Source organism: Aquiflexum lacus, from assembly GCF_015476655.1.
Lineage (GTDB): Bacteria > Bacteroidota > Bacteroidia > Cytophagales > Cyclobacteriaceae > Aquiflexum > Aquiflexum lacus.
Genome location: NZ_JABFHF010000018.1, coordinates 22,799 through 46,502, shown reverse-complemented (window position 1 = coordinate 46,502; position 23,704 = coordinate 22,799). Strand labels below are relative to the sequence as shown.

Annotated in this window: 23 protein-coding genes; 17 read left to right on the top strand and 6 right to left on the bottom strand. The window is 39.1% G+C overall.

Annotation, left to right across the window (positions count from 1 at the left end):
• Positions 1–92 precede the first annotated feature (92 nt).
• The 4 genes from HMJ38_RS16025 (at position 93) to HMJ38_RS16010 (ending at position 2,070) form a co-directional block, all read left to right on the top strand.
• Positions 93–800 carry a YebC/PmpR family DNA-binding transcriptional regulator gene (locus tag HMJ38_RS16025; RefSeq protein WP_194975433.1) on the top strand — a complete coding sequence of 236 codons (708 nt, stop codon included), beginning with the start codon at positions 93–95 and terminating at the stop codon, positions 798–800.
• 67 nt (positions 801–867) lie between these two features.
• Positions 868–1,437, top strand: a complete 570-nt coding sequence (yjjX, locus tag HMJ38_RS16020; protein WP_194975432.1) for an inosine/xanthosine triphosphatase — start codon at positions 868–870, stop codon at positions 1,435–1,437.
• Positions 1,438–1,517: 80 nt separating this feature from the next.
• Positions 1,518–1,832, top strand: a complete 315-nt coding sequence (locus HMJ38_RS16015) for a thioredoxin family protein (protein ID WP_194975431.1) — start codon at positions 1,518–1,520, stop codon at positions 1,830–1,832.
• The gene (locus HMJ38_RS16010; protein WP_194975430.1) at positions 1,813–2,070 is read left to right on the top strand and encodes a DUF6952 family protein; all 258 of its coding nucleotides are present in this window, start codon (positions 1,813–1,815) and stop codon (positions 2,068–2,070) included. The genes HMJ38_RS16015 and HMJ38_RS16010 overlap by 20 nt, the downstream gene beginning before the upstream one ends.
• A 62-nt stretch (positions 2,071–2,132) precedes the next feature.
• Here HMJ38_RS16010 and HMJ38_RS16005 read toward each other — a convergent pair whose 3' ends face one another.
• Positions 2,133–3,113, bottom strand: coding sequence for an NTPase (locus HMJ38_RS16005; RefSeq protein ID WP_194975429.1), 981 nt, complete (start codon positions 3,111–3,113; stop codon positions 2,133–2,135).
• 210 nt (positions 3,114–3,323) lie between these two features.
• Here HMJ38_RS16005 and HMJ38_RS16000 point away from each other — a divergent pair, with 210 nt between their 5' ends.
• From HMJ38_RS16000 to HMJ38_RS15990, 3 genes are all read left to right on the top strand, one after another.
• Positions 3,324–4,235, top strand: a complete 912-nt coding sequence (locus HMJ38_RS16000; protein ID WP_194975428.1) for a M28 family peptidase — start codon at positions 3,324–3,326, stop codon at positions 4,233–4,235.
• A gap of 711 nt (positions 4,236–4,946) precedes the next feature.
• Positions 4,947–5,438, top strand: coding sequence for a TlpA family protein disulfide reductase (locus HMJ38_RS15995; RefSeq protein ID WP_194975427.1), 492 nt, complete (start codon positions 4,947–4,949; stop codon positions 5,436–5,438).
• Between the two features lie 6 nt (positions 5,439–5,444).
• A complete protein-coding gene (locus HMJ38_RS15990) occupies positions 5,445–6,068 on the top strand; it encodes a thioredoxin family protein (protein WP_194975426.1) in 624 nt (207 codons plus the stop codon).
• A 64-nt stretch (positions 6,069–6,132) separates the two neighbouring features.
• Here HMJ38_RS15990 and HMJ38_RS15985 read toward each other — a convergent pair whose 3' ends face one another.
• Both HMJ38_RS15985 and kynU read right to left on the bottom strand, forming a co-directional pair.
• Complete coding sequence (locus tag HMJ38_RS15985; protein ID WP_194975425.1) at positions 6,133–7,488, bottom strand: FAD-dependent oxidoreductase; 1,356 nt, start codon at positions 7,486–7,488, stop codon at positions 6,133–6,135.
• A 24-nt stretch (positions 7,489–7,512) separates the two neighbouring features.
• Complete coding sequence (gene kynU, locus HMJ38_RS15980; protein WP_194975424.1) at positions 7,513–8,799, bottom strand: kynureninase; 1,287 nt, start codon at positions 8,797–8,799, stop codon at positions 7,513–7,515.
• A gap of 170 nt (positions 8,800–8,969) precedes the next feature.
• Between kynU and HMJ38_RS15975 the strand changes: the two genes are divergently transcribed.
• Complete coding sequence (locus tag HMJ38_RS15975) at positions 8,970–9,350, top strand: RidA family protein (protein ID WP_194975423.1); 381 nt, start codon at positions 8,970–8,972, stop codon at positions 9,348–9,350.
• Between the two features lie 2 nt (positions 9,351–9,352).
• Here the strand turns inward: HMJ38_RS15975 and HMJ38_RS15970 are convergent, their stop codons facing one another.
• Positions 9,353–9,796 (bottom strand): DUF2867 domain-containing protein, encoded by a 444-nt coding sequence (locus tag HMJ38_RS15970; protein ID WP_194975422.1) that lies wholly within the window; start codon positions 9,794–9,796, stop codon positions 9,353–9,355.
• A 220-nt stretch (positions 9,797–10,016) separates the two neighbouring features.
• Here HMJ38_RS15970 and HMJ38_RS15965 point away from each other — a divergent pair, with 220 nt between their 5' ends.
• From HMJ38_RS15965 to HMJ38_RS15955, 3 genes are all read left to right on the top strand, one after another.
• Positions 10,017–10,490 (top strand): hypothetical protein, encoded by a 474-nt coding sequence (locus HMJ38_RS15965; RefSeq protein WP_194975421.1) that lies wholly within the window; start codon positions 10,017–10,019, stop codon positions 10,488–10,490.
• Between the two features lie 73 nt (positions 10,491–10,563).
• Positions 10,564–11,964: a class II fumarate hydratase gene (fumC, locus tag HMJ38_RS15960; RefSeq protein ID WP_194975420.1), complete on the top strand. Its 1,401-nt coding sequence runs from the start codon at positions 10,564–10,566 to the stop codon at positions 11,962–11,964.
• Between the two features lie 18 nt (positions 11,965–11,982).
• Positions 11,983–12,300, top strand: coding sequence for a hypothetical protein (locus tag HMJ38_RS15955; protein WP_194975419.1), 318 nt, complete (start codon positions 11,983–11,985; stop codon positions 12,298–12,300).
• Between the two features lie 5 nt (positions 12,301–12,305).
• Here HMJ38_RS15955 and HMJ38_RS15950 read toward each other — a convergent pair whose 3' ends face one another.
• Positions 12,306–13,187, bottom strand: coding sequence for a sugar phosphate isomerase/epimerase family protein (locus HMJ38_RS15950; RefSeq protein WP_228780094.1), 882 nt, complete (start codon positions 13,185–13,187; stop codon positions 12,306–12,308).
• A 305-nt stretch (positions 13,188–13,492) separates the two neighbouring features.
• Between HMJ38_RS15950 and HMJ38_RS15945 the strand changes: the two genes are divergently transcribed.
• The 3 genes from HMJ38_RS15945 to HMJ38_RS15935 are packed head-to-tail and all read left to right on the top strand — an operon-like array spanning position 13,493 to position 17,956.
• On the top strand, positions 13,493–16,336 hold the full coding sequence (locus HMJ38_RS15945) for a PQQ-dependent sugar dehydrogenase (protein ID WP_194975417.1): 2,844 nt from the start codon (positions 13,493–13,495) through the stop codon (positions 16,334–16,336).
• Positions 16,337–16,344: 8 nt separating this feature from the next.
• Positions 16,345–17,115 carry a 3-keto-disaccharide hydrolase gene (locus HMJ38_RS15940; RefSeq protein WP_194975416.1) on the top strand — a complete coding sequence of 257 codons (771 nt, stop codon included), beginning with the start codon at positions 16,345–16,347 and terminating at the stop codon, positions 17,113–17,115.
• 1 nt (position 17,116) lies between these two features.
• Positions 17,117–17,956: a formylglycine-generating enzyme family protein gene (locus HMJ38_RS15935; RefSeq protein ID WP_194975415.1), complete on the top strand. Its 840-nt coding sequence runs from the start codon at positions 17,117–17,119 to the stop codon at positions 17,954–17,956.
• Between the two features lie 4 nt (positions 17,957–17,960).
• On the opposite strand, the gene HMJ38_RS15930 is transcribed toward HMJ38_RS15935, so the two are convergent.
• Positions 17,961–18,404, bottom strand: coding sequence for a hypothetical protein (locus tag HMJ38_RS15930; RefSeq protein WP_194975414.1), 444 nt, complete (start codon positions 18,402–18,404; stop codon positions 17,961–17,963).
• Positions 18,405–18,478: 74 nt separating this feature from the next.
• Here HMJ38_RS15930 and HMJ38_RS15925 point away from each other — a divergent pair, with 74 nt between their 5' ends.
• The 3 genes from HMJ38_RS15925 (at position 18,479) to HMJ38_RS15915 (ending at position 23,470) form a co-directional block, all read left to right on the top strand.
• Complete coding sequence (locus tag HMJ38_RS15925) at positions 18,479–20,149, top strand: amidase (RefSeq protein ID WP_194975413.1); 1,671 nt, start codon at positions 18,479–18,481, stop codon at positions 20,147–20,149.
• Positions 20,150–20,270: 121 nt separating this feature from the next.
• The gene (gene solA / locus HMJ38_RS15920) at positions 20,271–21,449 is read left to right on the top strand and encodes an N-methyl-L-tryptophan oxidase (protein WP_194975412.1); all 1,179 of its coding nucleotides are present in this window, start codon (positions 20,271–20,273) and stop codon (positions 21,447–21,449) included.
• A 194-nt stretch (positions 21,450–21,643) separates the two neighbouring features.
• Positions 21,644–23,470, top strand: coding sequence for a phosphoenolpyruvate carboxykinase (GTP) (locus HMJ38_RS15915; RefSeq protein ID WP_194975411.1), 1,827 nt, complete (start codon positions 21,644–21,646; stop codon positions 23,468–23,470).
• Positions 23,471–23,704: the final 234 nt, after the last annotated feature.

The following is a 23,704-nucleotide window of genomic DNA, read 5'->3' as shown; positions in this document are numbered from 1 at the left end:
TTTTGTGGTAGAATTGTTTGGTTTGAAAAGAGTTCATTTTAGGCCATTTGAAAAGATTTATTAATTTTACCCACCTTTAAAAATGAATAGCAATGGGAAGAGCATTTGAATTCCGAAAAGAAAGAAAATTTAAGCGTTGGAGCCAAATGTCAAAAGTCTTTACGAGACTGGGCAAAGAAATAGTCATGGCCGTCAAGGCCGGTGGTCCTGACCCGTCAAATAATTCAAGACTGAGAACCATTATTCAAAATGCCAAAGGTGCTTCCATGCCAAAAGATCGGATCGAAGCAGCCATCAAAAGAGCCTCCAACAAAGACGAAAAAGACTATGAAGAAATAGTTTATGAAGGCTATGGTCCTTATGGAGTAGCAGTCATTATTGAAACTTCAACAGATAATATCAATAGAACAGTAGCCAATATCAGGAGTTATTTTACCAAATCCAGCGGATCTTTGGGTACATCAGGTTCGGTAAGCTTTATGTTTGACAAAAAGGCTGTTTTCCGATTTGCCCAAGCTGACTTGGATATGGAAGAACTTGAACTTGAACTCATAGATTACGGCTTGGATGAGATTGCAGAAAATGAAGGTGAAATTTTTGTTTATACCGCCTTTGAAGACTTTGGAAAAATGCAGAGTGCACTGGAAGAAAAACACATTGAAATCATTAATGCCGATTTTCAGTGGTTCCCCGCCACGACAGTGGAACTTTCCGAAGAACATGAAGAAGAAATTAATAAATTAATTGAAAGACTTGAGGAAGATGATGACGTCAATCAGGTCTTTACCAATGTAGCATAATTATATCCAATCAAACCTATCTAAAGATTTAATTATCTTTATCAGTATTTATCGTTAACCAAATATCATGATTTTTCCGAAGCGAAAGAATATTAAAGACCAAGAGCGTCAGAATTTAGTTATTGTTGGCAGCAGAAATCCAGTTAAGATCAATTGTACAGAATCAGCTTTCCATCTGATGTTTGAGGGGGCTTATTTAGTCGAAGGATTAAATGTTTCCTCAGATATAGCGTCCCAGCCAATTGGAGATGAACAGACCTTCAAAGGTGCCATGAACAGGGCCAAAAATTCCAAAATGATATTTCCGGAAGCAGATTTCTGGGTTGGTGTCGAAGGTGGTGTTGCGGATTTTAATGGTGAAATGATGGCATTTGCCTGGGCAGTTGTACTTGACAGGGATGGAAAAATTGGTAAAGCGAAAACCTCTGTTTTTTTCCTTCCTCAGGAAGTGGCCAAACTCGTGCGAAAAGGTATGGAACTAGGAGAAGCAGATGACAAATTTTTCCAGAAAGAAAACTCAAAAGAAGGAGAAGGTGCCGTAGGTATCCTTACCAATGGGATTTTAGATAGAAAAAACTATTATCAGCAAGCTGTAGTTTTAGCTTTGATTCCTTTTGTGAATCCTGATATTTATTAATCACAATGGCAGATAGATTTATTCAATTGGTTACTGAATTAATCTAGGCGTACCTTTATGGGAGATTTAATAGAAAGAGAATGTTACAAGAATTAGAGTCAGATATTTTACAACAGATAGTCAGTAATAATGAATTGGTTTTGGTACAGTACGGTGCCACTTGGTGTGGAAACTGTAGAATTATGAAACCAAAAGTTAAAAGGCTTTCCGGAGAATTTGAAAACATTAAGTTTGTTTACGTTGATGCCGAAAAATTTCCTGAATCAAGGAAATTAGCACAGGTAACTAATTTACCTACTTTCGCAGCATTCAAAGGGGGCGTTTTGGTAAATCAAAATCAAACTAATAAAGAGGAAATACTTAAATTACTGATCAATGAGATTGCCGATAATTAAGCATGTCCTGAAATTCATAGAATCCAATGATGAGGATTGGGTTCATGAATCTATAGAGTTGTTGGAAAATATGACGGAAATACCTTCATTGAAAGATGAAGAATTAGAAGTGATGGGAGAATTGCTGTCAAACCTCTATGGTACACTTGAAGTCAATCAAATGATCAAAGAAGGTATGGATAAAAAAGAGGCAATGAATGCTTTTATGAAAAGAGTAACGGGTTCAATAGACAAATAATTAGTCTAGCGGAGAGTAGTTTATCATCCAACGTACCTTTTTAAGCCCTTTATGGGCTTTTTTTATTTCAGGTTTTTAAGGAAATTCTCCAATGAAACCCTCCAATCCGGATCAGCATCCCATACAGGTCCAATGTACAATTCGTTTCTGACCAAAAACCTAATATAATATTTTACTACAATCCTGTTCTGTAGTTCAGGATTTTCAACCGATAATCCCATATTTTGTAAGAGATCAGCTTCCCTTGCTTCGATCCGCATCAAGACAAATTGGATACGGTCTTTGATCAATTCATCGTCTGTTTTGGGATCTGTAAGAAACTCTATTTGATGGGGATACAATTCTGAAAACAACCTCTCCAAGCCTTCCTTTTCAGTTTTCTGTTCGGCAAGGATCAATTCCTTTGATTTTCCTAAAAGATCATATCGAAATGTATTCAGAAAGCCACTTTCTCCTGATGAGCCTGATAAAGGAATGCCTAACTTAAAGACATCCAAGTTCAACGGGTTTTTATTGATAAATTTTGGTGCATTGGCTGCAGCAGTCGCTCCCGATGGAAATTCGGGAACTTCGATCACAAGTAGGTTTTTTGTTCTTTGCTCTTTTCCCAAAATTACCAAAGACTCCTGAAGTTGATCCAGAGAATTTCCTGATAGATTCCAAAGTCCCGAGGTGGGAAGGATATTTCTGTTTTTGGTGTAAGGCCCAATATTCAACTCCACACTTCCATCCCCTTTTCTGGTAAGTATAACAATATTTGCTATTAATCTTTTATTGAACATTTCAGCAAATCCGGCCTGCACATCTTCAGAAATTGCAATATCCTCAAGTTCATAGTAAGCAACAGGATCTCCTCCTGCCTCTACCAAGGCAGGATGGATCTCATCTGCTAAGACAGTCCAGGAAATTGCCGGTCTCGCTTGTGGTGCATTGGAGATCAATACCACAGACTTTCCATCAAGAAAATGATCGGGAAGGGCAGATTGGGCAAATAAGACATTAAAAAAAGCAAAAAGGAACAGCAGCGCTGAAAGATATTTCATGATTGTTAAGATACGAGCGATTAATCCTTAGTATTTTTACGAATATACACAACGGCCAATGATTATCCATAATGAAGCTGGTTTTTAGAAACAAGCTATTCAAGGGAGTCATAATATTCTCTGCACAGTTTAGTTTCAAATTCTTTTCATTACAAATGTGGGAATTGAATCTTTCACAGATATAAATAACGGTCAAATCTAATAACCGATATGAAGAATAATATCAAATTTCTTGCTACAATATTAATAATGGTGCCAATTACCTTATTTGGCCAAAAAATAAATAAGGGGCAACTACTACAAGATATCCAATACCTGTCCTCTGAAGAACTTGAAGGAAGAAAGCCATTATCTGAGGGGAGTTTAAAAAGCCGATCATTTATCAAGGAAAGGTTTGAATCACTTGAAATGTCATCACAATATCCTGATTTTACCCAATACTTTGACTTTCAAAATCAAAGAGAAGGGAAAAAATATGAAAAGGCTGCAAATATTGTAGGTTTTATTCCTGGGTCAGAATCAGACAAATTGATCGTGGTCATGGCACATTATGACCATTTGGGACGCAGGGGCGATAATGTTTTTTTGGGTGCTGATGACAATGCCTCCGGAACTGCAGCAGTTATGGCTATTGCGGCTTATTTTTCAGAAAACAGACCTTTGCATTCCATGATGTTTGTTGCTTTGGATGCCGAAGAAATGGGTCTTCAAGGAGCCAAAGCTTTGGTCGATGATTTTCCCTTTTCCATGGAACAAGTTGTATTGAATATCAATATGGATATGATCAGTAGAAATGAGGACAATGAGATATATGCTGTGGGAACTTATCATAATCCTTATTTAAAACCTTTGATTTCAGAGGTATCGAAAGGAAGAAACCCGATATTACTGTTTGGCCATGATGAACCGGGATCAGGAAGAAATGATTGGACACGCGCTTCCGATCATGCACATTTTCATGATAAAGGGATCCCTTTTATTTATTTTGGGGTAGAAGATCATGAGGATTATCATAAAACAACAGATACCTTTGAAAATATTCAACCTGAATTTTATACAAATACAGTTGAATTGATATTGGATATCATTATTGCCTTGGATATAGGATTGATAAAAATGTGACACATAATAACCTGAGAAGTTTCCTGTAATTGCATTGAATTTTTGGCGATAAATTACCTCATAATTGATTAAATCTAGTGTTTCCATACATTTCTTTATTATTTATAAATTTTTCTTGGTAATATTCAAAATACTTTTTTATCACCTGAATTCATTTGAATAAAATCTTGCCCTTTATAATCGGATTCATTGTTGATTTATGATGACCTATAAATAATTTTTTTAACCGGGTTTTTTGAAATATTATTAGACAAATCCAAGAAAATATTCCCTGGCATCTAGACCTGCTAAATAAAGTTATCCTATCTTTTGCTTGATGCAAATAATTGTAAAAAACTCATTTACAGTTAGATATCCACAAAAACACCTATTTTTATAATATTATAAACTACTGATAATCAATCATATGATCAATGTTTTTAATCGAGTGTGGATAAATGTGGATAAATGTGGATAAAAAAGGCTTGTTTTTTACCTTCATTGTTTACAGCCTGTATTTCAACATTTTGATAAACGGCATAACAATTTTCGACACAGATCGTAACCTATTTATTGTGGATCTATTGTCTCAAATATGAACATATCTTTGAGGATAATTCCTTCACTTTATCTAAAATATAAATACGATCAATTTAACTATCTGAAACAAAAGGGTATTATCTAGATGTTAATTGGAATATTTCAATTTTAACCTAAAAAGTGAAATTTTAAATGAAAGTCTTGGTTTACAGTTTTTTGTTAATTTTCATTAACCCAAATTCCAATGGAGAGTTAAATCAGTCCATGACAGATTCCACTTTTCAGATAATCAGTTATCCGGAATTTGAAGAGATGATAAATACTCCTTCCGAAAAAATACGGATTTATAATTTTTGGGCAACTTGGTGCGGCCCCTGTGTGAAGGAAATGCCTTATTTTGAAAAAACACAAGAGGAAGATAATTCAATAGAATTAAATTTTATTTCCATGGATGATGGTAGAAAACCCGAGAGGGTTACTTCTTTTATGAAAAAAAAAGGAATACAAGCTCCTGTATACTTATTGAATGATGTGGATTATAATAAGTGGATAGATAAAGTAGACCCATCATGGTCGGGAGCGATTCCTGCTACACTTTTTATTAGATCGGATGGGACGAAATCATTTCATGAGGGAGAAATGACTGAAGATGAATTAAAATTAATCATAAACCAATTAAAGTAATTTGCCATGAAAAAAATACAAATAGGTTTTATTTTGACCTTCGTATTGGGTATGGGTCTGATTTTTGGAACGGTGGCGCAAAATCAGGGATACAAAATAGGAGATGTTGCTACGGATTTTAAATTGCAAAGTGTGGATGGTTCTTGGGTTTCACTCCCAGAAAATGCCAAGGGTGCTATGGTAATTTTCTCCTGTAATACTTGTCCCTATGTAGTCGCCTATGAGGACCGAATGATCGACCTGCATAAAAAGTATGCTCCTAAAGGCTATCCGGTCATAGCCATCAATGCAAATGACGCTAAAGTGAGTCCAGGTGACAGCTTTAATAAAATGAAGGAAAGGTCTAAGTCCAAAAAATTTCTTTTTGCCTATGTTCATGATCAAAGCCAGGAAGTAATAAAAGCCTATGGTGGTTTAAGAACTCCACACGTTTACTTGCTTCATAAAGAGGGGGATGATTTTATAGTCAAGTATATTGGTGCTATTGATAACAATTACCAAGACCCAAATGGTGTAACAGAAAAGTATGTCGAAAGGGCACTTGACGATGTTATGAATGGAAGAAAAGTTGCAGTTGAATCCACCAAGGCAATTGGCTGTACCATCAAATGGACCAAGAAAGCTGAATAGCAGGATATTTTTCTATCAGTCTGAAAAATTTAAAGGCTGCCTCCTAAAGAAGCAGCCTTTTTCTTTATACGGCTTTCGCCTTATCCATTTGATTGATGATGTCTTCGTAATCCAGCTTATCCCAATTTTGGGTTATCAAAGGATCAGCCATTACCCTATCCATGATCATTTCCTGTAGTTTGCCTTGAGCATACGCTTCTGAATACGGAATACTGGAAAAGGTAACCATGGTGTACAGTGGAATCCAATCTTTTGGATATAAGGCATGGAGCTTGGCTTCAATCCTTTTTCGGAGCAAAAACTTCGGATCTGCTACCTGATCTCTCATTTCTTCAAAATTCTCCATAGCAAGGCGGCAGATGGCATCAGTATCGGGCTTTCTGATTTTTTGGAATTTGGCAAATACTAATTCCCAGGCATTGGTACCTAGTTTCCCAATGAGCTCATCCAAAATAAAGACATCCTCAAAACCTGAATTCATTCCCTGTCCGTAAAACGGAACCATGGCATGAGATGCATCCCCTATCAGCAATGCTTTATTCAACATCCAAGGATAACATTCTAGATTGATCAATGACGCTGTGGGATTACTAAAAAATTGCTTTGTCAGTTCAGGCATCAGTTCAAAGGCATCATCAAAGTAGGTTTTGAAAATACTTTCAACATCCTTATTATCATTGATATTTTCAAAACAAACTCTTTCCCCATCAAAAGGAAGAAATAAAGTACACGTAAATGATTTGTCAGGATTGGGTAAGGCAATTAACATAAAACTACCTCTTGGCCAAATATGAAGTGCGTTGGGATCCATCGCAAACTCACCCTCAGCCGTAGCCGGGATGGTCAATTCTTTGTATCCATGTGATATATACTCTTGCCTATAATTGAACCTTACCTGCTTGAGCATGGCAGTTCTCAGCGAAGAATAAGCCCCGTCAGAACCAATAATGACTTTGGATTCCAATTTTTCAATGTTTCCATCCGGTGTTGAAAAAGTAAGGTGATTATGCCTAAGGTCTACTTCCTCGCATTTATATTCAAAATTCAATTTAACACCCAACGATTCCGCCTCATCCACCAAAAGCTGATTGAATTTTCCCCGTGAAATAGAATAAATTGCCTGATTGTCCTTGCCGTATGGGATAAAGGTGGTTTTGCCATGTTCATCATGGATTTTTCTGCCATACATAGGAATGGTCAATGGAAGAACCTTTTCTTTTAGACCTGCTTTCTCTAAAGACCTCCAACCCCGGTCGCTGAGGGCCATATTGATGGACCTCCCCTCTTCAGAATAGGCTCCTTTTCGGTTATCTGCCCTTTTTTCATAAAGGTTGACGTCCAAGCCTCTTCTTTTTAAATATATGCTCAACAAGGACCCGATAAGACCGGCACCAAGTAGACTGATTTCATTTTTTTTCATGGTTTGAGATAATACTCCTTACACTTAAGCGAATTTTTGTAAGGATTGTTCCAGAATGCGGGCAAATTGATAAACATCCAAGTAGCTGTTGTACAAGGGAGTTGGAGCTACTCTGATAACATTTGGATGGCGCCAATCTCCTACAATACTCTCTTCATAAAGAGCATCAAAAACTGCTTTTCCTCCTTTATGAACCAACAAAGATAACTGACAACCGCGTTCGTCGGCATTTTTAGGGGTAATTATTTCCAAAACACCGCTCTCTCCACTTATTGCCTCTATCAAAAACTCGAGATATCCTGTCAATAGCATACTTTTTTCTCTAAGATTTGAAAACCCTGCTTCTTCAAAAATATCCAAAGAAGCCTGATGCGCCGCCAATGCCAACACATTTGAATTGGCCAATTGCCATCCATCAGCACCAAACATGGGCTTAAAACCTTTTTCCATTTTGAATCTCTCCGCTTCATCATGTCCCCACCAACCTGCAAATCTTGGCAATTCGGGTCTTTCGGCATGCCTTTCATGAACAAAAACTCCCGATATATTGCCCGGGCCTGAATTCATGTATTTATAACTGCACCAAGTTGCAAAATCCACCCCCCAGTCATGAAGCTTTAGGGGTGCATTCCCTGCAGCATGCGCCAGGTCAAATCCAACCTTGGCCCCTGCTTCATGTCCTGCTTTTGCAATCGCTTTCATATCAAAGACCTGTCCTGTATAATATTGAAGACCTGCCATCATCACCAAAGCCAATTGGCCCTTGTTTTCCTGAATGGTTTTTATAATATCCTCTGTCCTTAATGTATGTTCGCCATGTCTTGGATGGATTTCAATGATTGCCTCATCAGGATCCAAGCCATGGAACTTGACTTGGGTTTCCAGCATGTACATGTCCGAAGGAAAAGCACCTGCCTCGGTGATGATTTTGAATCTTTCTTTGGTGGGTTGGTAAAATGAGACCATTAAAAAATGAAGATTGGAACTCAGGTTATTCATTGCCACCACCTCGTGCTCGTGGGCACCTACTATCTCCGCTAAAGCTGGCTTCGATTTTTTCCGGATATGGTACCAGGCGTCCTCACCATGGAAATGACCATCTACGGCCAGATTCGCCCAATTGTCCAGTTCTTTTTGGATATAAGTTTGTACAGACTTGGGTTGAAGCCCCAGAGAATTACCACAAAAATAGATTGCCTGTTTACCATTGACTTGCGGGAATAAAAATCTATCCCTAAACGACTTCAAGGGATCTTTTTGGTCCATCTCTCTGGCAAATTCTTCTGAATATTTATAAATTGGTTTTTCCATTTTTGAATTAATAATTGATCATTTCTGCATCTTTACAAACCAACAAATCGTTGGGATGTTCATTAGAATCCATATAGTAGATCAAACATAATATCTTTACTACAGTAAAAAAATTCTTTTGTCCTGTGTCTTTGCTGCCAAATAATTAATTTGCACAAAAATCAAAAATCATGTCTAAAGAGATCATCTTTTCAAAAGAAGCACCTGCACCGATTGGTCCGTATTCTCAAGCAGTAAAAGCTGGAAATACTTTGTATGTCTCCGGTCAAATTTCCTTAGATGCAGATACAGGAGAATTGATCAATGAAAATATCACAGAAGAAACACATGCAGTCATGAAAAATCTGGAGGCGGTTTTGAGAGCGGCTAGTTATGAATTTGCAGATGTGGTAAAGTGTACGATTTTTATCAAGGACATGGGACAGTTTGGGACCATCAATGAAGCTTATGGACAATATTTCAAAACCAATCCCCCTGCTAGGGAAACGGTCGAAGTAAGCAGACTGCCAAAAGATGTCAATGTGGAGATATCCTGTATAGCTGTGAAGTAGGTTTATTTGACCAATCTCTTGCCCAAATTGTAAAAAATCCAGAAATGGAAAGGCCTGACAAGAAACCAATAGGCCTTTCCTTTCCAACCATTTGGGATAAAATCAATAGTTTGTATTAGTTGATTTTGTTTGATTTCCCATAGGAGAAAAACCATTCCCGGAAGGCTCATTTCAGCTTTTAGCTTGAGAATTTTGTTTTTCCTATCAGCTGTCTCCACTCTCCAAAAATCAATCGGATCACCTTCGGAAAGCTCAATAGGATCTCTTCTTCCTTTTCTGTAACCGATTCCCCCTGTCATCTTATCCAGCCATCCTCTGATTTTCCAAAGATGGGTCGCATAATACCAACCTGATTCACCTCCAATGCTCCAAATTCTTTTCATCACTTTTTCAGGGTCTCCATCAATTTGGAATGTCATTCTTTCAGAAATGATTTTGGAAGTCATATTTGTTAAGGTAATATTTATGCTAATGTAATATGGTTATCCGCTTCTTTACCAGTATCCCAATATTCTACTTCAAACAGGTTGCCTGCCGGTCAGGCAGAGATGCTACGGACATTTCAGTTTCCTGTCGAGAATTAAATTGAATTACCATTTTACGGCCTTCATTGCGTACATACATATAATCTAAATAACAATAACAACCCTAATGGGTTAGCCAAATATGTCATTTTGTCCAAATCATAGCGAAGTGCTGGTCTCAACACTCAAAAAAGAGGAGATCTTGAAACGATTGGATTCGGTTACTAAAAACGCAAATTTTTTGGATTTCAATACCAATGCAAACAATGTTCAACTGTTTAACGGTAACCTAGGAACAAATAAATTCAGAATTTCTTTGGTAATCGATAGGGCAGATAGTTTTTTACCTTTGATTAAAGGAGAAATTGAAAGCACACCCTCAGGCAGTATTCTTTTTCTGGAATACAGTCTCTTTCCAGGATCTGTTTTTTTCTTGGGACTTTGGACTATGCTTTCAGGAATTTTGGCCTTGATATTTACTTTTCTAGTAGGTAATTCCTACTTGACAATGATCACAATTGCTTTGGGAATCGGGAATTATTGGTTTGCGTGGGTCCATTTCAAGCGGAAAATAAAAATATCACAGGGGATTTTTTTAGGTCTACTTAATAATTAATCCTTTGCTTATGTATTATCCCTCTTAGGTACTAATTTAGCAGACCAAACAAAGTAATCAAGATTTTAAGCCTATGAACTTTAGAACAGAAAAAGATACAATGGGGCCCGTGGAAGTTCCTGCAGACAAATACTGGGGGGCACAGACTCAAAGATCCATCAATAACTTCAAAATCGGCGGTGAGCGTAACCGCATGCCAATAGAAATCATCAGGGCTTTTGCGATCTTAAAAAAATCCGCGGCATTGGCCAATACCGAATTGGGTGTTTTGACTCAAGATAAGGCCGATATCATTGCCAAGGTATGTGATGAAATCCTTACCGGACAACACGATGACCAATTCCCATTGGTAATCTGGCAGACAGGTTCGGGAACGCAATCCAATATGAACTCCAATGAAGTAATTGCCTACAGGGCACATGTATTGTTAGGAGGTTCACTAGAGGATGAAAAGAAGAAAATTCACCCCAATGACGATGTCAATAAAAGTCAATCATCCAATGATACATTTCCCACTGCAATGCATATTGCAGCTTACAAAATGGTGATGGAAACCACTATTCCCGGAGTGGAAAAACTAAGAGATACCTTGAAGTCAAAATCAGAAGCTTTTATGGAGGTGGTCAAGATAGGCAGAACCCACTTTATGGATGCTACGCCATTGACTTTGGGACAAGAATTTTCCGGATATGTCGCACAGCTCGACCATGGATTGAAGGCTTTGAAAAACACCTTATCTCATCTATCAGAACTGGCATTGGGAGGAACAGCTGTAGGTACGGGGTTGAATACACCCAAAGGTTACTCTGAACTAGTGGCAAAGAAAATAGCGGAATTCTCTGGACAAGCGATGATAACAGCCCCCAATAAATTTGAAGCTTTGGCGGCACATGATGCGATTGTGGAAACTCATGGTGCCTTAAAACAATTGGCAGTAAGCTTAATGAAAATCGCAAATGACATCCGCATGCTTTCATCAGGTCCAAGGTCAGGTATTGGAGAAATTTTGATTCCTGAAAACGAACCCGGCTCCTCCATCATGCCCGGAAAAGTAAATCCTACCCAGGTTGAAGCCATCACCATGGTAGCTGCGCAAGTAATGGGCAACGATGTGGCGATTTCTATTGGTGGATCTAATGGCCATTTCGAGCTGAATGTCTTCAAACCAATGATGGTGGCCAATTTCCTGCAATCCGCGAGGTTAATCGGTGATGCCTGTGTTTCTTTCAATGACAATTGTGCAGTGGGAATCGAACCAAACAGGCCTTTTATCAAAAGACATCTTGAGAATTCATTGATGTTGGTTACGGCATTGAATCCTCATATAGGATATGAAAATGCTGCCGCAATTGCTAAAAAAGCACATAAAGAAGGTACTAGCCTCAGAGAAGCAGCTTTGGATTTAGGTTTATTGACCAATGAACAATTTGATCAGTGGGTTAAACCTGAGGATATGACTGGTAGTTTAAAATAAAAATCAAATTTTATATCTATGAAAAAGCCCCTTTTAACACTTGCTGCAGCTGCGGCTTTATTTGTCTTTAGCGGAAGTCCCGTTGAGGCTACACCTTTCAAATCAAAAGAACCGAAAGTTTTATCGGTCGAAGAATCTGAAAGACTTTTGGAAATCGAATCCAAGGTTCTTGAAATCAAGGAAATGGATTTGCCGGCCCTTTCAAAAGAAGAGAAGAAAGAATTGAAAAATGAACTCAGATCTCTTGAAAAAGAGGCAAAAGCCTTCCGGGGAACTGGTATTTATATCTCAACCGGTGCATTGATAATTATCATTCTGTTGATTATCATATTATAAAATTTCTAAAGTTTCAGCTTGGAGAGGAAGTTAAAACTTATCATCAATGCGCTTTCAAATTCAGGAGTATTGTCTTTTTCAAGGAAAAAGTGCTTTACTCCTGATTTTTTTGCCTGTTTCAAAATTCCTGGAAGGTCCAAAACCCCATCTCCTGCATCTGTCAAATAAGGGAAAAGACTCATCCATTCTGAAGGGTTTCCACCATCTCCGGCAAACGTTTTTGCCTCGCTCATATCTTTAATATGAAGCAATGGGAACCTGCCCGGATTTTCCTGGAGTATCTTTTTGGAATCTACTCCTGCCGCAGCAAACCAGAAAACATCCAATTCCATTTTTACCAATTCAGGATCAGTGTTTTTTAGAATTAAATCAAATGGGACTACACCTTCCATTGCCTTGTGGCCATAGCCGTGATTATGATAAAAAAACGTCAGTCCATATTTTTTGGCAGATGCACCAACCCTATTGAAAGTATCTATTGTTTTCTTAAACCCTTCCAAATCCGGCCTCATTTCTTCCGGGATCATCGCAATTCCTACGTATTTATGGCCGAGAACATTTGCAGCCTCTGCCACTTGACCCATATTATCATCCAGAGTTTGAAGGTCCACATGAATCGCAGGAGCTGTTAATCCATACCTGTCCAATATTTCCCTAGTTTCTTTGTAGGAATGACCAAAATATCCGCTTCCCGAAAACCCAAGAAGTGGTGTTAGCTGATTCCAACTCTTTTTTACACCTTCAACACTAAAATCGTATGGACCAAAAAACTCCAGTTCCTTGTACCCAATTTCGCTGATCATTCGGATTGTACCTTCAAAATTCTCAGAAAGGGCTTTGGGTAGGGTAAAAAGTGCTACTCCAAAATCTGTATTGGCTATTTTCATATTTTTTGAATGAGAGAAAGCAGGCATTAAACCCAATCCTGCAGTTGACAAAGTACTGTTAATAATAAATTTCCTGCGGTTCATCGGGGATCAGCTATATAAGTTTCAAACTTAAAAAAAGATTCTAAAAAATTGGTGTTTTCTTACAAAATTCAGGTATCATGGAAATGCCCTTTATTAGGAATTATTAGTCGATTGGAAATAAATTCAAAGTCATAAAATTTGCCGATTGTCAATTTTACTTTCTCTTTTCAAGAGACAATTTCCATATTTATATATCATTCAACATCCCCCAATAATCACCTATGATTGCTTTCCCTAAAAATTCAGGTAATTTTTTTTATTCAATAGTCAAGACGAAGATTATCTTTCTTCTCTTTCTCGGATTCGCCACAGCCTGTAAAGAACATTCTAAAGAAGTTGAATCCATTCGACCTGATGACAGTAGATTTACCCCAACAGTTGTTGTCGAAGGTTTGGAAGAACCACTCCAAATTGAATTTGACGATAATGGTTACGTCTATTGGATAGAGCGTATCGGAAACGTCAAGCGTTTCAATGAAAAAACAGGGGAGGTTGAAATGTTGGGTACGCTGGATCTGACCAAAGAAACTGCTCCCGGCCTGATAGGGATTCTATTGGACAGGGATTTTGAAAGTAGCCAACAAATCTATCTTTTTTATTCTGCTGCTGCCGACAAGGGTGATGCCTTACGCCTCTCGAGATTTGAACTGGGAAAAGATGGTCTATTGGACATTGCCAATGAAAAAATTATACTATCCGTTCCTTGGGAACAGCCGGACGGACAACACTTTGGTGGAGGAATGACCTGGGACAAAAATGGAAACTTATACCTTAGTATTGGGGCTGATTCCCATCCCACCCAATATTCTCCGCTTCCATTTAAAAATGAAGGAGGAAGAGGTGAAGATGAAGCGAGAACAGCTGGAAACACCAATGATTTAAGGGGCACAATTATTAGAATCAAACCCCATGCCGATGGCACTTACAGCATCCCTGAAGGAAACTTGTTTGCTCAAGATAGCCCTAACACTTTGCCGGAAATCTATATAATGGGCAACAGAAACCCTTGGAGATTGTCCATTGATTCCAAAACCCAATACCTACATTGGGGAGAAGTGGGACCGGACGCAGGCGTGGACTCCGAAGAATTTGGACCCATGGGTTATGATGAATTCAATGTTTCCAAAGGTCCTGGAAATTATGGCTGGCCGTATTTTATTGGCTACAACAGGGCTTACAATAGCTATGACTACAATACTGGAGTTTATGGAGCACCATATAGACCCGATTCCAGCTACAATGATTCTCCCAACAATACTGGACTCAAAATACTTCCACCTGCTAAGAAAGCACTTATCGCTTATCCTTACCAAGTTTCGGAAGAGTGGCCCATTTTGGGAAGTGCTGCCCGTTCGGCGGTGGGTGGACCGATTTTTAGAAGAAATGACTTTTCAGAAAATGTGGAAAGGATGTTCCCGGCTTATTTCGAAGGCAAGTGGTTTATCACAGATTATGTCCGTAACTGGATTATGGTGGTTGAAATGGATGAATCACGCTCCAAAGTGCTTTCCCTCGAGAAATTTCTCCCTGCTGAAATGTTGACCCATAGCCAGCCATTGGATATGGATTTCAGTCCTAATGGGGACTTATATTTGGTAGAGTATGGGATAGGCGGACAGGGAAAAATCTCCAGAATAGAATACAATGCCGGAAATAGGGCACCCATCGCAAAAGCAAGTTCATCTGCAATGGATGGTAAAGTACCTTTAAATTTAAAGTTGTCTTCTGAAGGGAGTATGGATATGGATGGAGATCCATTGACGTATAATTGGACGATCAAAGGTATGGATGGAAAAATTGTCCAAGATTTCACAGATCCAAACCCAACATTAATACTTGAAGAACCAGGAAAATATTTTGTAAATCTCAAGGTAAAAGATTCCTATGGACTTTCTTCAGAAGATTCATTTCAAATCATTGCCGGGAACAGCCGCCCCCAGGTAAAATTTCAAATTTTAGAAGGGAACCAAAGTTTTTATTTCCCTGAAGGGATGATCGAATATGTACTTTCTGTGGAAGATAAGGAAGATGGAAGTTTGATGGATGGAATGATCAAAAAAGAAAAGGTTTTGGTCACAGCACAATATATTCCTTCAGGAATGGGCTATCCACAATTGGAATTATTGGAGATGCAAGATAAACTGAATCCCGAGATCAGGTTAAAACATCTCAATGCGAAAGGTTTGGTACAAAAAAGCAATTGCCTCTCTTGCCACCTTGAGGATAGAAAATTGGTTGGACCTTCTTTTCAGGATATCGCAAAGAGGTATAAAGAAGATCCCAAGGCTTTTGAAATATTGTCAAAAAGTATTGCTGATGGTGGTTCGGGTAAATGGGGAGATTCTCCTATGCCTCCACAGCCCATGCTGAATTCTCCTGAAATCACCCAGATCATTGATTATATCTTAGAAATAAATTCTGAAAATCAGGAAAACACCAATTTGGGAACCTCAGGCCAATACCAGACAAAAGCATACAACAAAAGGGGAAGGGGTAAAAGGCTTGACTCGTATTTTCGAACTCCTTTAGAAATGGGGTCTTATGTTTTTTTGGCCAGTTATACGGACAAAGGTTCCGAAGAAAAGGATGGATTAAATCTGGATGGCAAGGATTATTTTCTACTTAGATATCCTGTTTTGGCACCTGAAGATGCTGATATCTTCTCCGAAAAGGGCATTTCCTATACCCCTTCCACCAATGATCCGGGTTTTATTTTTACAGGCCGAGGTGGGCATATAGGATTTAGGGCGATAGACCTTTCCGGAATCAATCAAATTAAAATCGGTGCACCAAATCGCTTTTGGCATTGGTCTCATTTTGTTGGAGCAACCATCGAGCTCAGATCGGGCAATCCCGAAGGACAGATAATTGGAGAGGCATATACAATACCACCTGCTCCCAAAGGCGATAAGGGTCCTTTCTTCGGAGAGGCTATGGGTCTTCCGGCTACCTTTGATGTTTCTAAATCAGATGGATTGCATGATTTATATATCGTGGTAAAGAATTTGCAGGCAAATGAAAGCGACGCTTTGGTCATGATGACGGGAATCGAGTTTATAAAATAGAAATACTGATGGCAAAACCACTTCATTCAGTTTTTAGAATTGACCTTCCATACTTCTCTTCTTTTGGGTTTGCTGGAAGGAAATTTGCAGGAATATTTCTCATTCTAATAAGTCATATAAGTTTTGCACAACATAATTATGCACCACAGGAATTTGTTTCAATTTTTAATGGTAAAGATTTAGAAGGCTGGCATATCAGCAAAACCAATCACCATGGAACCATGGGCAATTTTTATGTAGAAGATGGGGCTATTGTCATGAAGCAATATCCATATGGTCAGGGAGGAATCATTCTCACCGATAAAAAATATCAGGATTTTGAGCTACAACTTGAATTCAAAGGCCATCCAGGAACAAATGGCGGAATTTTTCTAAGGTCAAGTGAGAGTGGGTCTGCCTATCAATTGGAATTGGCTGGAGATGGGGAAAAAGGAACTGGAAACCTTTTTGGAGAAATGCTGAGGACTACGGTCAATGCCAGAATTGAACATATTGAAGAGGTTTGGAAAAAGGGAGATTGGAATAGTCTCCGCATCCAGATCACGGGAGAATTACCAAAAGTCTCTTTGTGGATAAATGGAAATCACATGTGGGATGCAGAGGGAATAAGGAATGATTTGATTGGAGATGCAACTGAAGGGATGATTGCTTTTCAGTTACATTGGAGTGCCACCTTGCAACCTGTGCCGGGTGGAAGATGCTGTGATTTTTCTTGGAGGCCGGATGCTGCCCATTCCTACAGGAATATTATGATCAAGGAACTTAAACCGGCTGAATAGTATGAAAAACCTTTATCCAATCCTGCTTCTAATTGGCTTTTTGGCTTCTAGCCCTGTTTCTGCTCAGCAGATTCAGATTCGGTCAACCAAAAGCATTGATATGGAATTTCAGAAAATCGATCCAGGAAAGATGCTTGTGGGAAAAATTGAAATTGAATGTCCTAGCTTTCCTGATACCCGTGATGTTCCTGAAGAAATCAAATGGACTGAAAAGGAATTCAAACTTTGTCAGGAAATGGCTGAAAGGGATTCAAGACCAGGCTTTTGGGTTTATATTTCCCAACCATATTACATTGGAAAATATGAAGTCACGCAAGGCCAATGGCAAGCGATCATGGGTACCAATCCATCAATTTTTAATGAAGACAAAGTGGGTGAAAACTCGGATTTACATCCTGTTGAAAACGTCACTTGGCAAATGGTGCTGGGGTTTTTGGAGAAACTGAATGCCAGGGATGAAACTTACCACTACAGGTTGCCCACAGAATTTGAGTGGGAATATGCGGCAAGGGCGGGAAATGATGAATTACTCTCTTGGTCAGAGACAAGTGAACAGGCATGGATTCAACAAACAAATAAAGGGACCACAAAACCTGTTGGTACAAAAAAGCCTAATCCTTGGGGAATATATGATATGCTGGGCAATGTGTGGGAGTGGGTTGAAGATTACTACAACAATGAAGTTTTAGCAGATCCATCCCCTCCGTCCAAAGGCGAAGTACATGTATTGAAAGGAGGTAGTATAACATCAGATGTCACCAATGCTACATATTTATTTCATGGTGCTGGTCCGGGAAATGGTTATGATGTCGGGTTTAGATTGGTGAGGGAAAACAGATAAATGTTTAATCCTCCTCCGGTAAATCCTTTAAATATTTTTTCACTTTGATAGCCCTAATCAGAATGATGGATAGAGGAATCAACCAAATCAATTCATTGAAAACCAAGTGAAAAATTGAACGCTTATTCCAACCCAATTCGGGGATAAAAGTAAGGACAAACCAAGCTGCCAAAATCAACTTTCCAGCGATTCCAATCATGATAAGATAATGCCAACTGATGGGATAAAAAGCACTAAGAAATATCAGAAAACCAATTATCATCCCTACAGTACCAAAAACCCTTCCGCTGATTTCGGGGATTTCTGTTGGATTCATGGCAAGCCACCTCATGAGGTCCCCCCCGAAATACCTAAAAAATGCCGACCATGCAAAGGTGTACATTCCTGTAAGCAAAAGAAGTCCACGCATTGGCATAGGGAAACTTGGCATAATGCTGTTTTTGTCCATGATGTTATTTCTTTATATTCAGGAAAATTAACTTATCCCTTTCAGATTGGTTTTCAATACAAACACAAAACTACATGATGCCTCTTAAAAACAAGTCAAAGCTTGGATTATTTGTCCTTGGCTTCAGTCTCCTGTTTATTGGTTTTATAGCTGGAAAAAAAGCAAATGAAATCAGTCCTGCAATGATTTCCGGAGCAGAAAGCCTGATCGGAATGGAATTCAGTCCCGCCGAGAAAGACAGCATGATCCAAAACCTGACCAATCAGCGAAACGGTTTTGAGCGGATGCGCGACCAAAAATTGGAAAACGCAACAGCCCCTGCCCTCTATTTTAATCCGCTTCCTCATGGTTTTATACCTGATCAGGTTCAAAAACCGCATGGTTGGGGTTTGTCCAAAGATCTCCAATTGCCGGCCGATGACACTGATATAGCCTTTCTTCCTGTTTCTGATTTAGCAGTTTTGATACAAAATAAAAAAATCAGTTCTGAAAGGTTGACGAAAATCTATTTGGAAAGGATAAAAAATTATTCAGACACCTTACAATGCTTGATCACGCTGTTGGAAAATGAAGCTATCGCGTCGGCAAAAGCCATGGATGCAGAGATTGCTCAAGGAAAATACAGAGGTCCATTACACGGAATACCATATGGTATCAAAGATTTATTGGCTGTAAAAGATACCAAGAGTACTTGGGGAGCAATGCCGTACAAGGATCAGGTGATCGATGAAACAGCAACTGTGGTAGAGAAACTACAGGATGCAGGCGCCGTTTTGGTTGGTAAATTTACTTTAGGCGCTTTGGCTATGGGAGATGTTTGGTACGGTGGAGTAACAAAAAATCCCTGGAATCTGAAACAAGGATCGAGTGGATCTTCAGCAGGATCTGCATCTGCAGTCAGCGCCGGATTGGTACCATTTGCTATTGGAACTGAGACCTTGGGCAGCATTGTCTCTCCTTCCACAAGAAATGGGGTGACAGGATTGAGGCCTACTTTTGGAAGGGTAAGCCGACATGGGGCCATGGCTTTGAGTTGGAGCATGGATAAACTCGGTCCAATTTCCAGATCGGCCCTGGATAATGGCATTGTGCTTTCAATAATTAATGGTTTAGATACGAAGGACAAAAGTACCATTGCTGCTGCTTTAAATTATGATGCCTCCAAAAGCATAAAAGAACTTAAAATTGGATACTTCCCCGGTTTGTTTGAAGGAGAAGGATTGGAAAATGACCGAAAGGTCTTGGAAGACCTTAAGAATCTAGGCCTTACTTTGCATCCTTTGGAATTAACTACCTCCATGCCTATTGCGAGTTTAAGGTTTATTTTGGTTGCTGAGGCAGCGGCGGCTTTTGATGATCTAACCAGGTCAAACAGCGATGAACTCTTGGTCGCTCAGCATAAGAATGCATGGCCCAATATTTTTAGGTCTGCTAGATTTATTCCCGCAGTGGAATATATTCAGGCAAACAGGCATCGCTCAATTCTTATAGAAGAAATTCATTCATTGTTTCAAGAATTTGATGTGATCATCAGTCCGTCATTCGGAGGAAATCAGCTACTCATCACCAACCTAACCGGACATCCGGCATTATGTCTTCCAAATGGATTTACAGAGAATGGAAGCCCAACCTCCATCACCTTCCTGGCAAATCTATTTGAAGAGGAAAAACTCATCATGTTGGGTAGGGCATACCAAGATCATACAGATTGGCAGAAAAAAAGACCTCCATTGTTTGATAAATAGAGGCGAGATGCGGGAACCGAGATTTGAGAACCGAGAGTCGAGAAGTTAGGAAATGAACAATGACCGATGTTGGAATATTCATGAAAAAAGAGGATGAAATCGATAAAGATAATAGCACAGTATGAACAGAAATTCTTTCGATGTAGCTGTAATCGGCCTTGGTGCAGTAGGGTCTTCTACGCTTTGGCAGTTGAGTAAATCCGGTAAGCGAATCTTGGGAATTGACCAATTTTCTCCTCCACACACCATGGGTTCTTCCCATGGAGAAACTCGGATTACAAGGTTGGCAGTGGGTGAAGGAATGGATTTTGTTCCCATCGTAAAACGCTCCCATGAAATATGGGAAGCGATTGAAGCTTTGACCGGGCAAAAAATCATGACAACAACAGGAGGCCTTCTGTTTGATTCCGGTGGAAAAAGCTGGTCAAAACACGGATCTGAAGGGTTTTTCAAGAGGACTGTTCAGTTTGCAAAAGAGGGGGACATCCCTTTTGAGGTCTTTGATAGCCATGAGTTGAAAAAACGTTTTTCAGAATTCAATTTGGAAGAATCAGGAATGGCCTATTACGAACCAAGTGCAGGATTTCTAAAACCAGAATTGGCGATTACCACCCAAATCAAGTTGGCTGAAGAAAACCAAGCTGTGATCAAAACCCATACCAAGGTGCTTGGCATCAGACCTTTGGAAGGTGGAGGCGTAAACATCATTACCAATCAGGGACAGTTTGAGGCGGGAAGGGCCGTTATCAGTGCAGGGGCTTGGGTCAAAGACTTTTTATCTGAAAGCGAAAAACCTCATTTCAAAATCTGTAGACAAATTTTACATTGGCTTCCGAAGATCGGCAATGCTTTTGAATTGGGAAAAACGCCGGTCTATATGTGGGGATTTGGAGAAGGTGCGGAAGATTTTGTGTATGGTTTCCCTTCTTTAGATGGAAAATGTGTAAAAATGGCTTCTGAATCATTTTTAGAAAAAAACCATCCGGATACCCTGTCCCGTGAGGTTAGCCCGGATGAAGATTCTCTATTTATCAAAGAGAAAATTGCAAACAGATTTAATCATATAGAAAAAAAAGTACTTCAATCTAAAGTATGTATTTATACAGTAACCCAAGATTCCTATTTTGTTGTGGATGAATTACCTGATTTTCCAGAAGTAATGGTTGCTTCTGCTTGCAGCGGACATGGGTTCAAACATTCAGCAGCATTGGGAGAAGCAATTTCAGGAAAAATTTTGGAGAAATCCATCTTATTTTCTTTGGATAAATTTGCATGGCAACACAAAAAAAATCTCCAATAATTGCGATTTAACAATAAAATTATACCAAATTTAATGATATGAATCATTGAATTATAGAATTATAATCAATTTATCTAATCATCAATTATGGTTTTTATTCTGTAATTTCAAGATACCAAAAAGAAAGGAATAAATACTTGGTAAAGTAAATCTCCAAAGCAGAAATATCTAATTTTTAACTAAATCAAAATGTCATGATTGCAAATATCAAAACAGAATTAAAGACTTGGGTAGAAAGTATGGCTAGTCATTTTAATCCTGAAAAAACTCATTGGTGTGATGGGTCTCAGGAGGAATATGATTCACTTTGCCAACTTATGGTGGATAAAGGAACCTTTATCAAACTGAATCCCAAAAAGAGACCTAACAGTTTTGCCTGTTTTTCTGATCCAAGTGATGTTGCTAGAGTGGAAGATAAAACTTTCATCTGCAGCAGAAGAAAAGAAGATGCGGGACCTACCAACAATTGGATGAACCCTGCAGACATGAAGACCATACTTGATGACCTCACTAAGGGAAGTATGAAAGGAAGAACCATGTATGTCATTCCTTTTTGTATGGGTCCACTTGGATCTCCCCTTTCCCGATATGGTGTTCAGATTACAGACAGTGAGTATGTAGTGGTGAATATGAGGATTATGACCAGAATGGGAAAACAGGCCATACCCTACATTGATGAAAACTTCGTGAAATGCATCCACACATTGGGCGCTCCGCTTGAAAAAGGTCAGGAAGATGTCAAATGGCCCTGCAATCCAAATGTAAAATACATATCCCATTTTCCTGAAGAAAAATTGATTATCTCCTATGGAAGTGGCTATGGTGGAAACGCCCTTTTGGGTAAAAAATGTTTTGCCCTCCGTATTGCCAGCACCATGGGCAGAGAGGAAGGTTGGTTGGCAGAACACATGCTCATCATGGGCGTGGAGAGCCCGCAAAATGAAAAAAGCTATGTAGCTGCTGCTTTCCCTAGTGCCTGTGGGAAAACCAATTTTGCTATGATGCTACCTCCTGAAGAGCTGGAAGGCTGGAAAATAACCACAGTAGGAGATGATATCGCCTGGATTCATAAAGGCAATGATGGCAAATTGCACGCCATCAATCCTGAAGCTGGATATTTTGGTGTTGCTCCGGGCACCAACTACAATACCAATCCCAGCGCCATGGAAAGTATCAAAGAGAATACAATTTTTACCAATGTGGCCATTACCGAAGACGGTGATGTTTGGTGGGAGGGTATGACCAAAGATATTCCTAAAGGACTTACTGATTGGCATGGTAATCCTTATGATAAAAACAGTGGAAAACCTGCTGCCCACGCCAATTCCAGATTCACTGCACCAGCTTATCAAAACCCGGTAATTGATCCGGAGTGGGATAATCCTGAAGGTGTTCCGATTACTGCCTTTATTTTTGGAGGACGTAGAAGTACTGCAGTGCCTTTGGTATATCAGGCCTTCAACTGGAACTTTGGGGTATATATGGCTGCGACCATGGGTTCTGAAATGACTGCCGCAGCTTTTGGTGAAATAGGAAAAGTAAGACGTGATCCATTTGCCATGTTACCTTTTATGGGTTACCATATGGGGGACTACTTCAATCACTGGCTACAATTTGGCAGGGATTTGGAAAATGCTCCAAGAATATTCGGGGTCAATTGGTTTAGAAAAGACAAAGACGGAAACTTCGTATGGCCTGGATTTGGGGACAATATGCGGGTTTTGAAGTGGATCATAGGTCGTTGCAAAGGGAAAATATCCGCGGTCGAATGCCCTATTGGTTGGAGACCAAGGTACAAGGATATGGACTGGAATGGTCTTGAAAGCTTTACCAGAGAAGACTTCAATAATATCATGATGATAGAGACAGAACCTTGGAAAGCTGAGCTATTGGGTCATTCAGAGCTCTTTGAAAAAGCCTATGATAAAATTCCCAAAGAATTTCTTTTTATGCGGGAGTTATTGCTTTCAGCATTATGGAGGTCACCCGAAAAAGTCGGATTAGCTCCTGAGAGACACTGAGGGGAAGGCTGAGGGATGAAAGTAGAAGTAACAGGCAAATATTTGTGTTGTATGAATTCCAAATAACCTTTTAAATTTTGACCTTGATAGGTTTATGCCTATCAGGGTCTTATTTTTTAGAATAAAAAAAAATAAAGATAAACCCTTTCATAAATTATCTTTGGTTCCATTAGGTATGAATACTTACCTTTTGGGTAAAGCCAAGAATTAAAAATATAATCATTGAAAAATTCT

Coding starts and splice junctions, on each gene's coding strand:
- yjjX (WP_194975432.1), top strand. CDS start 868: ATGATTTTTCCGAAGCGAAAGAATATTAAAGACCAAGAGCGTCAGAAT.
- HMJ38_RS16010 (WP_194975430.1), top strand. CDS start 1,813: ATGAGATTGCCGATAATTAAGCATGTCCTGAAATTCATAGAATCCAAT.
- kynU (WP_194975424.1), bottom strand. CDS start 8,799: ATGGAAAAACCAATTTATAAATATTCAGAAGAATTTGCCAGAGAGATG.
- HMJ38_RS15955 (WP_194975419.1), top strand. CDS start 11,983: ATGAAAAAGCCCCTTTTAACACTTGCTGCAGCTGCGGCTTTATTTGTC.
- HMJ38_RS16025 (WP_194975433.1), top strand. CDS start 93: ATGGGAAGAGCATTTGAATTCCGAAAAGAAAGAAAATTTAAGCGTTGG.
- HMJ38_RS15995 (WP_194975427.1), top strand. CDS start 4,947: ATGAAAGTCTTGGTTTACAGTTTTTTGTTAATTTTCATTAACCCAAAT.
- HMJ38_RS15945 (WP_194975417.1), top strand. CDS start 13,493: ATGATTGCTTTCCCTAAAAATTCAGGTAATTTTTTTTATTCAATAGTC.
- HMJ38_RS16005 (WP_194975429.1), bottom strand. CDS start 3,113: ATGAAATATCTTTCAGCGCTGCTGTTCCTTTTTGCTTTTTTTAATGTC.
- HMJ38_RS15925 (WP_194975413.1), top strand. CDS start 18,479: ATGATGCCTCTTAAAAACAAGTCAAAGCTTGGATTATTTGTCCTTGGC.
- HMJ38_RS15965 (WP_194975421.1), top strand. CDS start 10,017: ATGTCATTTTGTCCAAATCATAGCGAAGTGCTGGTCTCAACACTCAAA.
- HMJ38_RS15970 (WP_194975422.1), bottom strand. CDS start 9,796: ATGACTTCCAAAATCATTTCTGAAAGAATGACATTCCAAATTGATGGA.
- fumC (WP_194975420.1), top strand. CDS start 10,564: ATGAACTTTAGAACAGAAAAAGATACAATGGGGCCCGTGGAAGTTCCT.
- HMJ38_RS15935 (WP_194975415.1), top strand. CDS start 17,117: ATGAAAAACCTTTATCCAATCCTGCTTCTAATTGGCTTTTTGGCTTCT.
- HMJ38_RS15940 (WP_194975416.1), top strand. CDS start 16,345: ATGGCAAAACCACTTCATTCAGTTTTTAGAATTGACCTTCCATACTTC.
- HMJ38_RS15985 (WP_194975425.1), bottom strand. CDS start 7,488: ATGAAAAAAAATGAAATCAGTCTACTTGGTGCCGGTCTTATCGGGTCC.
- HMJ38_RS15990 (WP_194975426.1), top strand. CDS start 5,445: ATGAAAAAAATACAAATAGGTTTTATTTTGACCTTCGTATTGGGTATG.
- HMJ38_RS15915 (WP_194975411.1), top strand. CDS start 21,644: ATGATTGCAAATATCAAAACAGAATTAAAGACTTGGGTAGAAAGTATG.
- solA (WP_194975412.1), top strand. CDS start 20,271: ATGAACAGAAATTCTTTCGATGTAGCTGTAATCGGCCTTGGTGCAGTA.
- HMJ38_RS15975 (WP_194975423.1), top strand. CDS start 8,970: ATGTCTAAAGAGATCATCTTTTCAAAAGAAGCACCTGCACCGATTGGT.
- HMJ38_RS15930 (WP_194975414.1), bottom strand. CDS start 18,404: ATGGACAAAAACAGCATTATGCCAAGTTTCCCTATGCCAATGCGTGGA.
- HMJ38_RS16015 (WP_194975431.1), top strand. CDS start 1,518: ATGTTACAAGAATTAGAGTCAGATATTTTACAACAGATAGTCAGTAAT.
- HMJ38_RS15950 (WP_228780094.1), bottom strand. CDS start 13,187: ATGAAAATAGCCAATACAGATTTTGGAGTAGCACTTTTTACCCTACCC.
- HMJ38_RS16000 (WP_194975428.1), top strand. CDS start 3,324: ATGAAGAATAATATCAAATTTCTTGCTACAATATTAATAATGGTGCCA.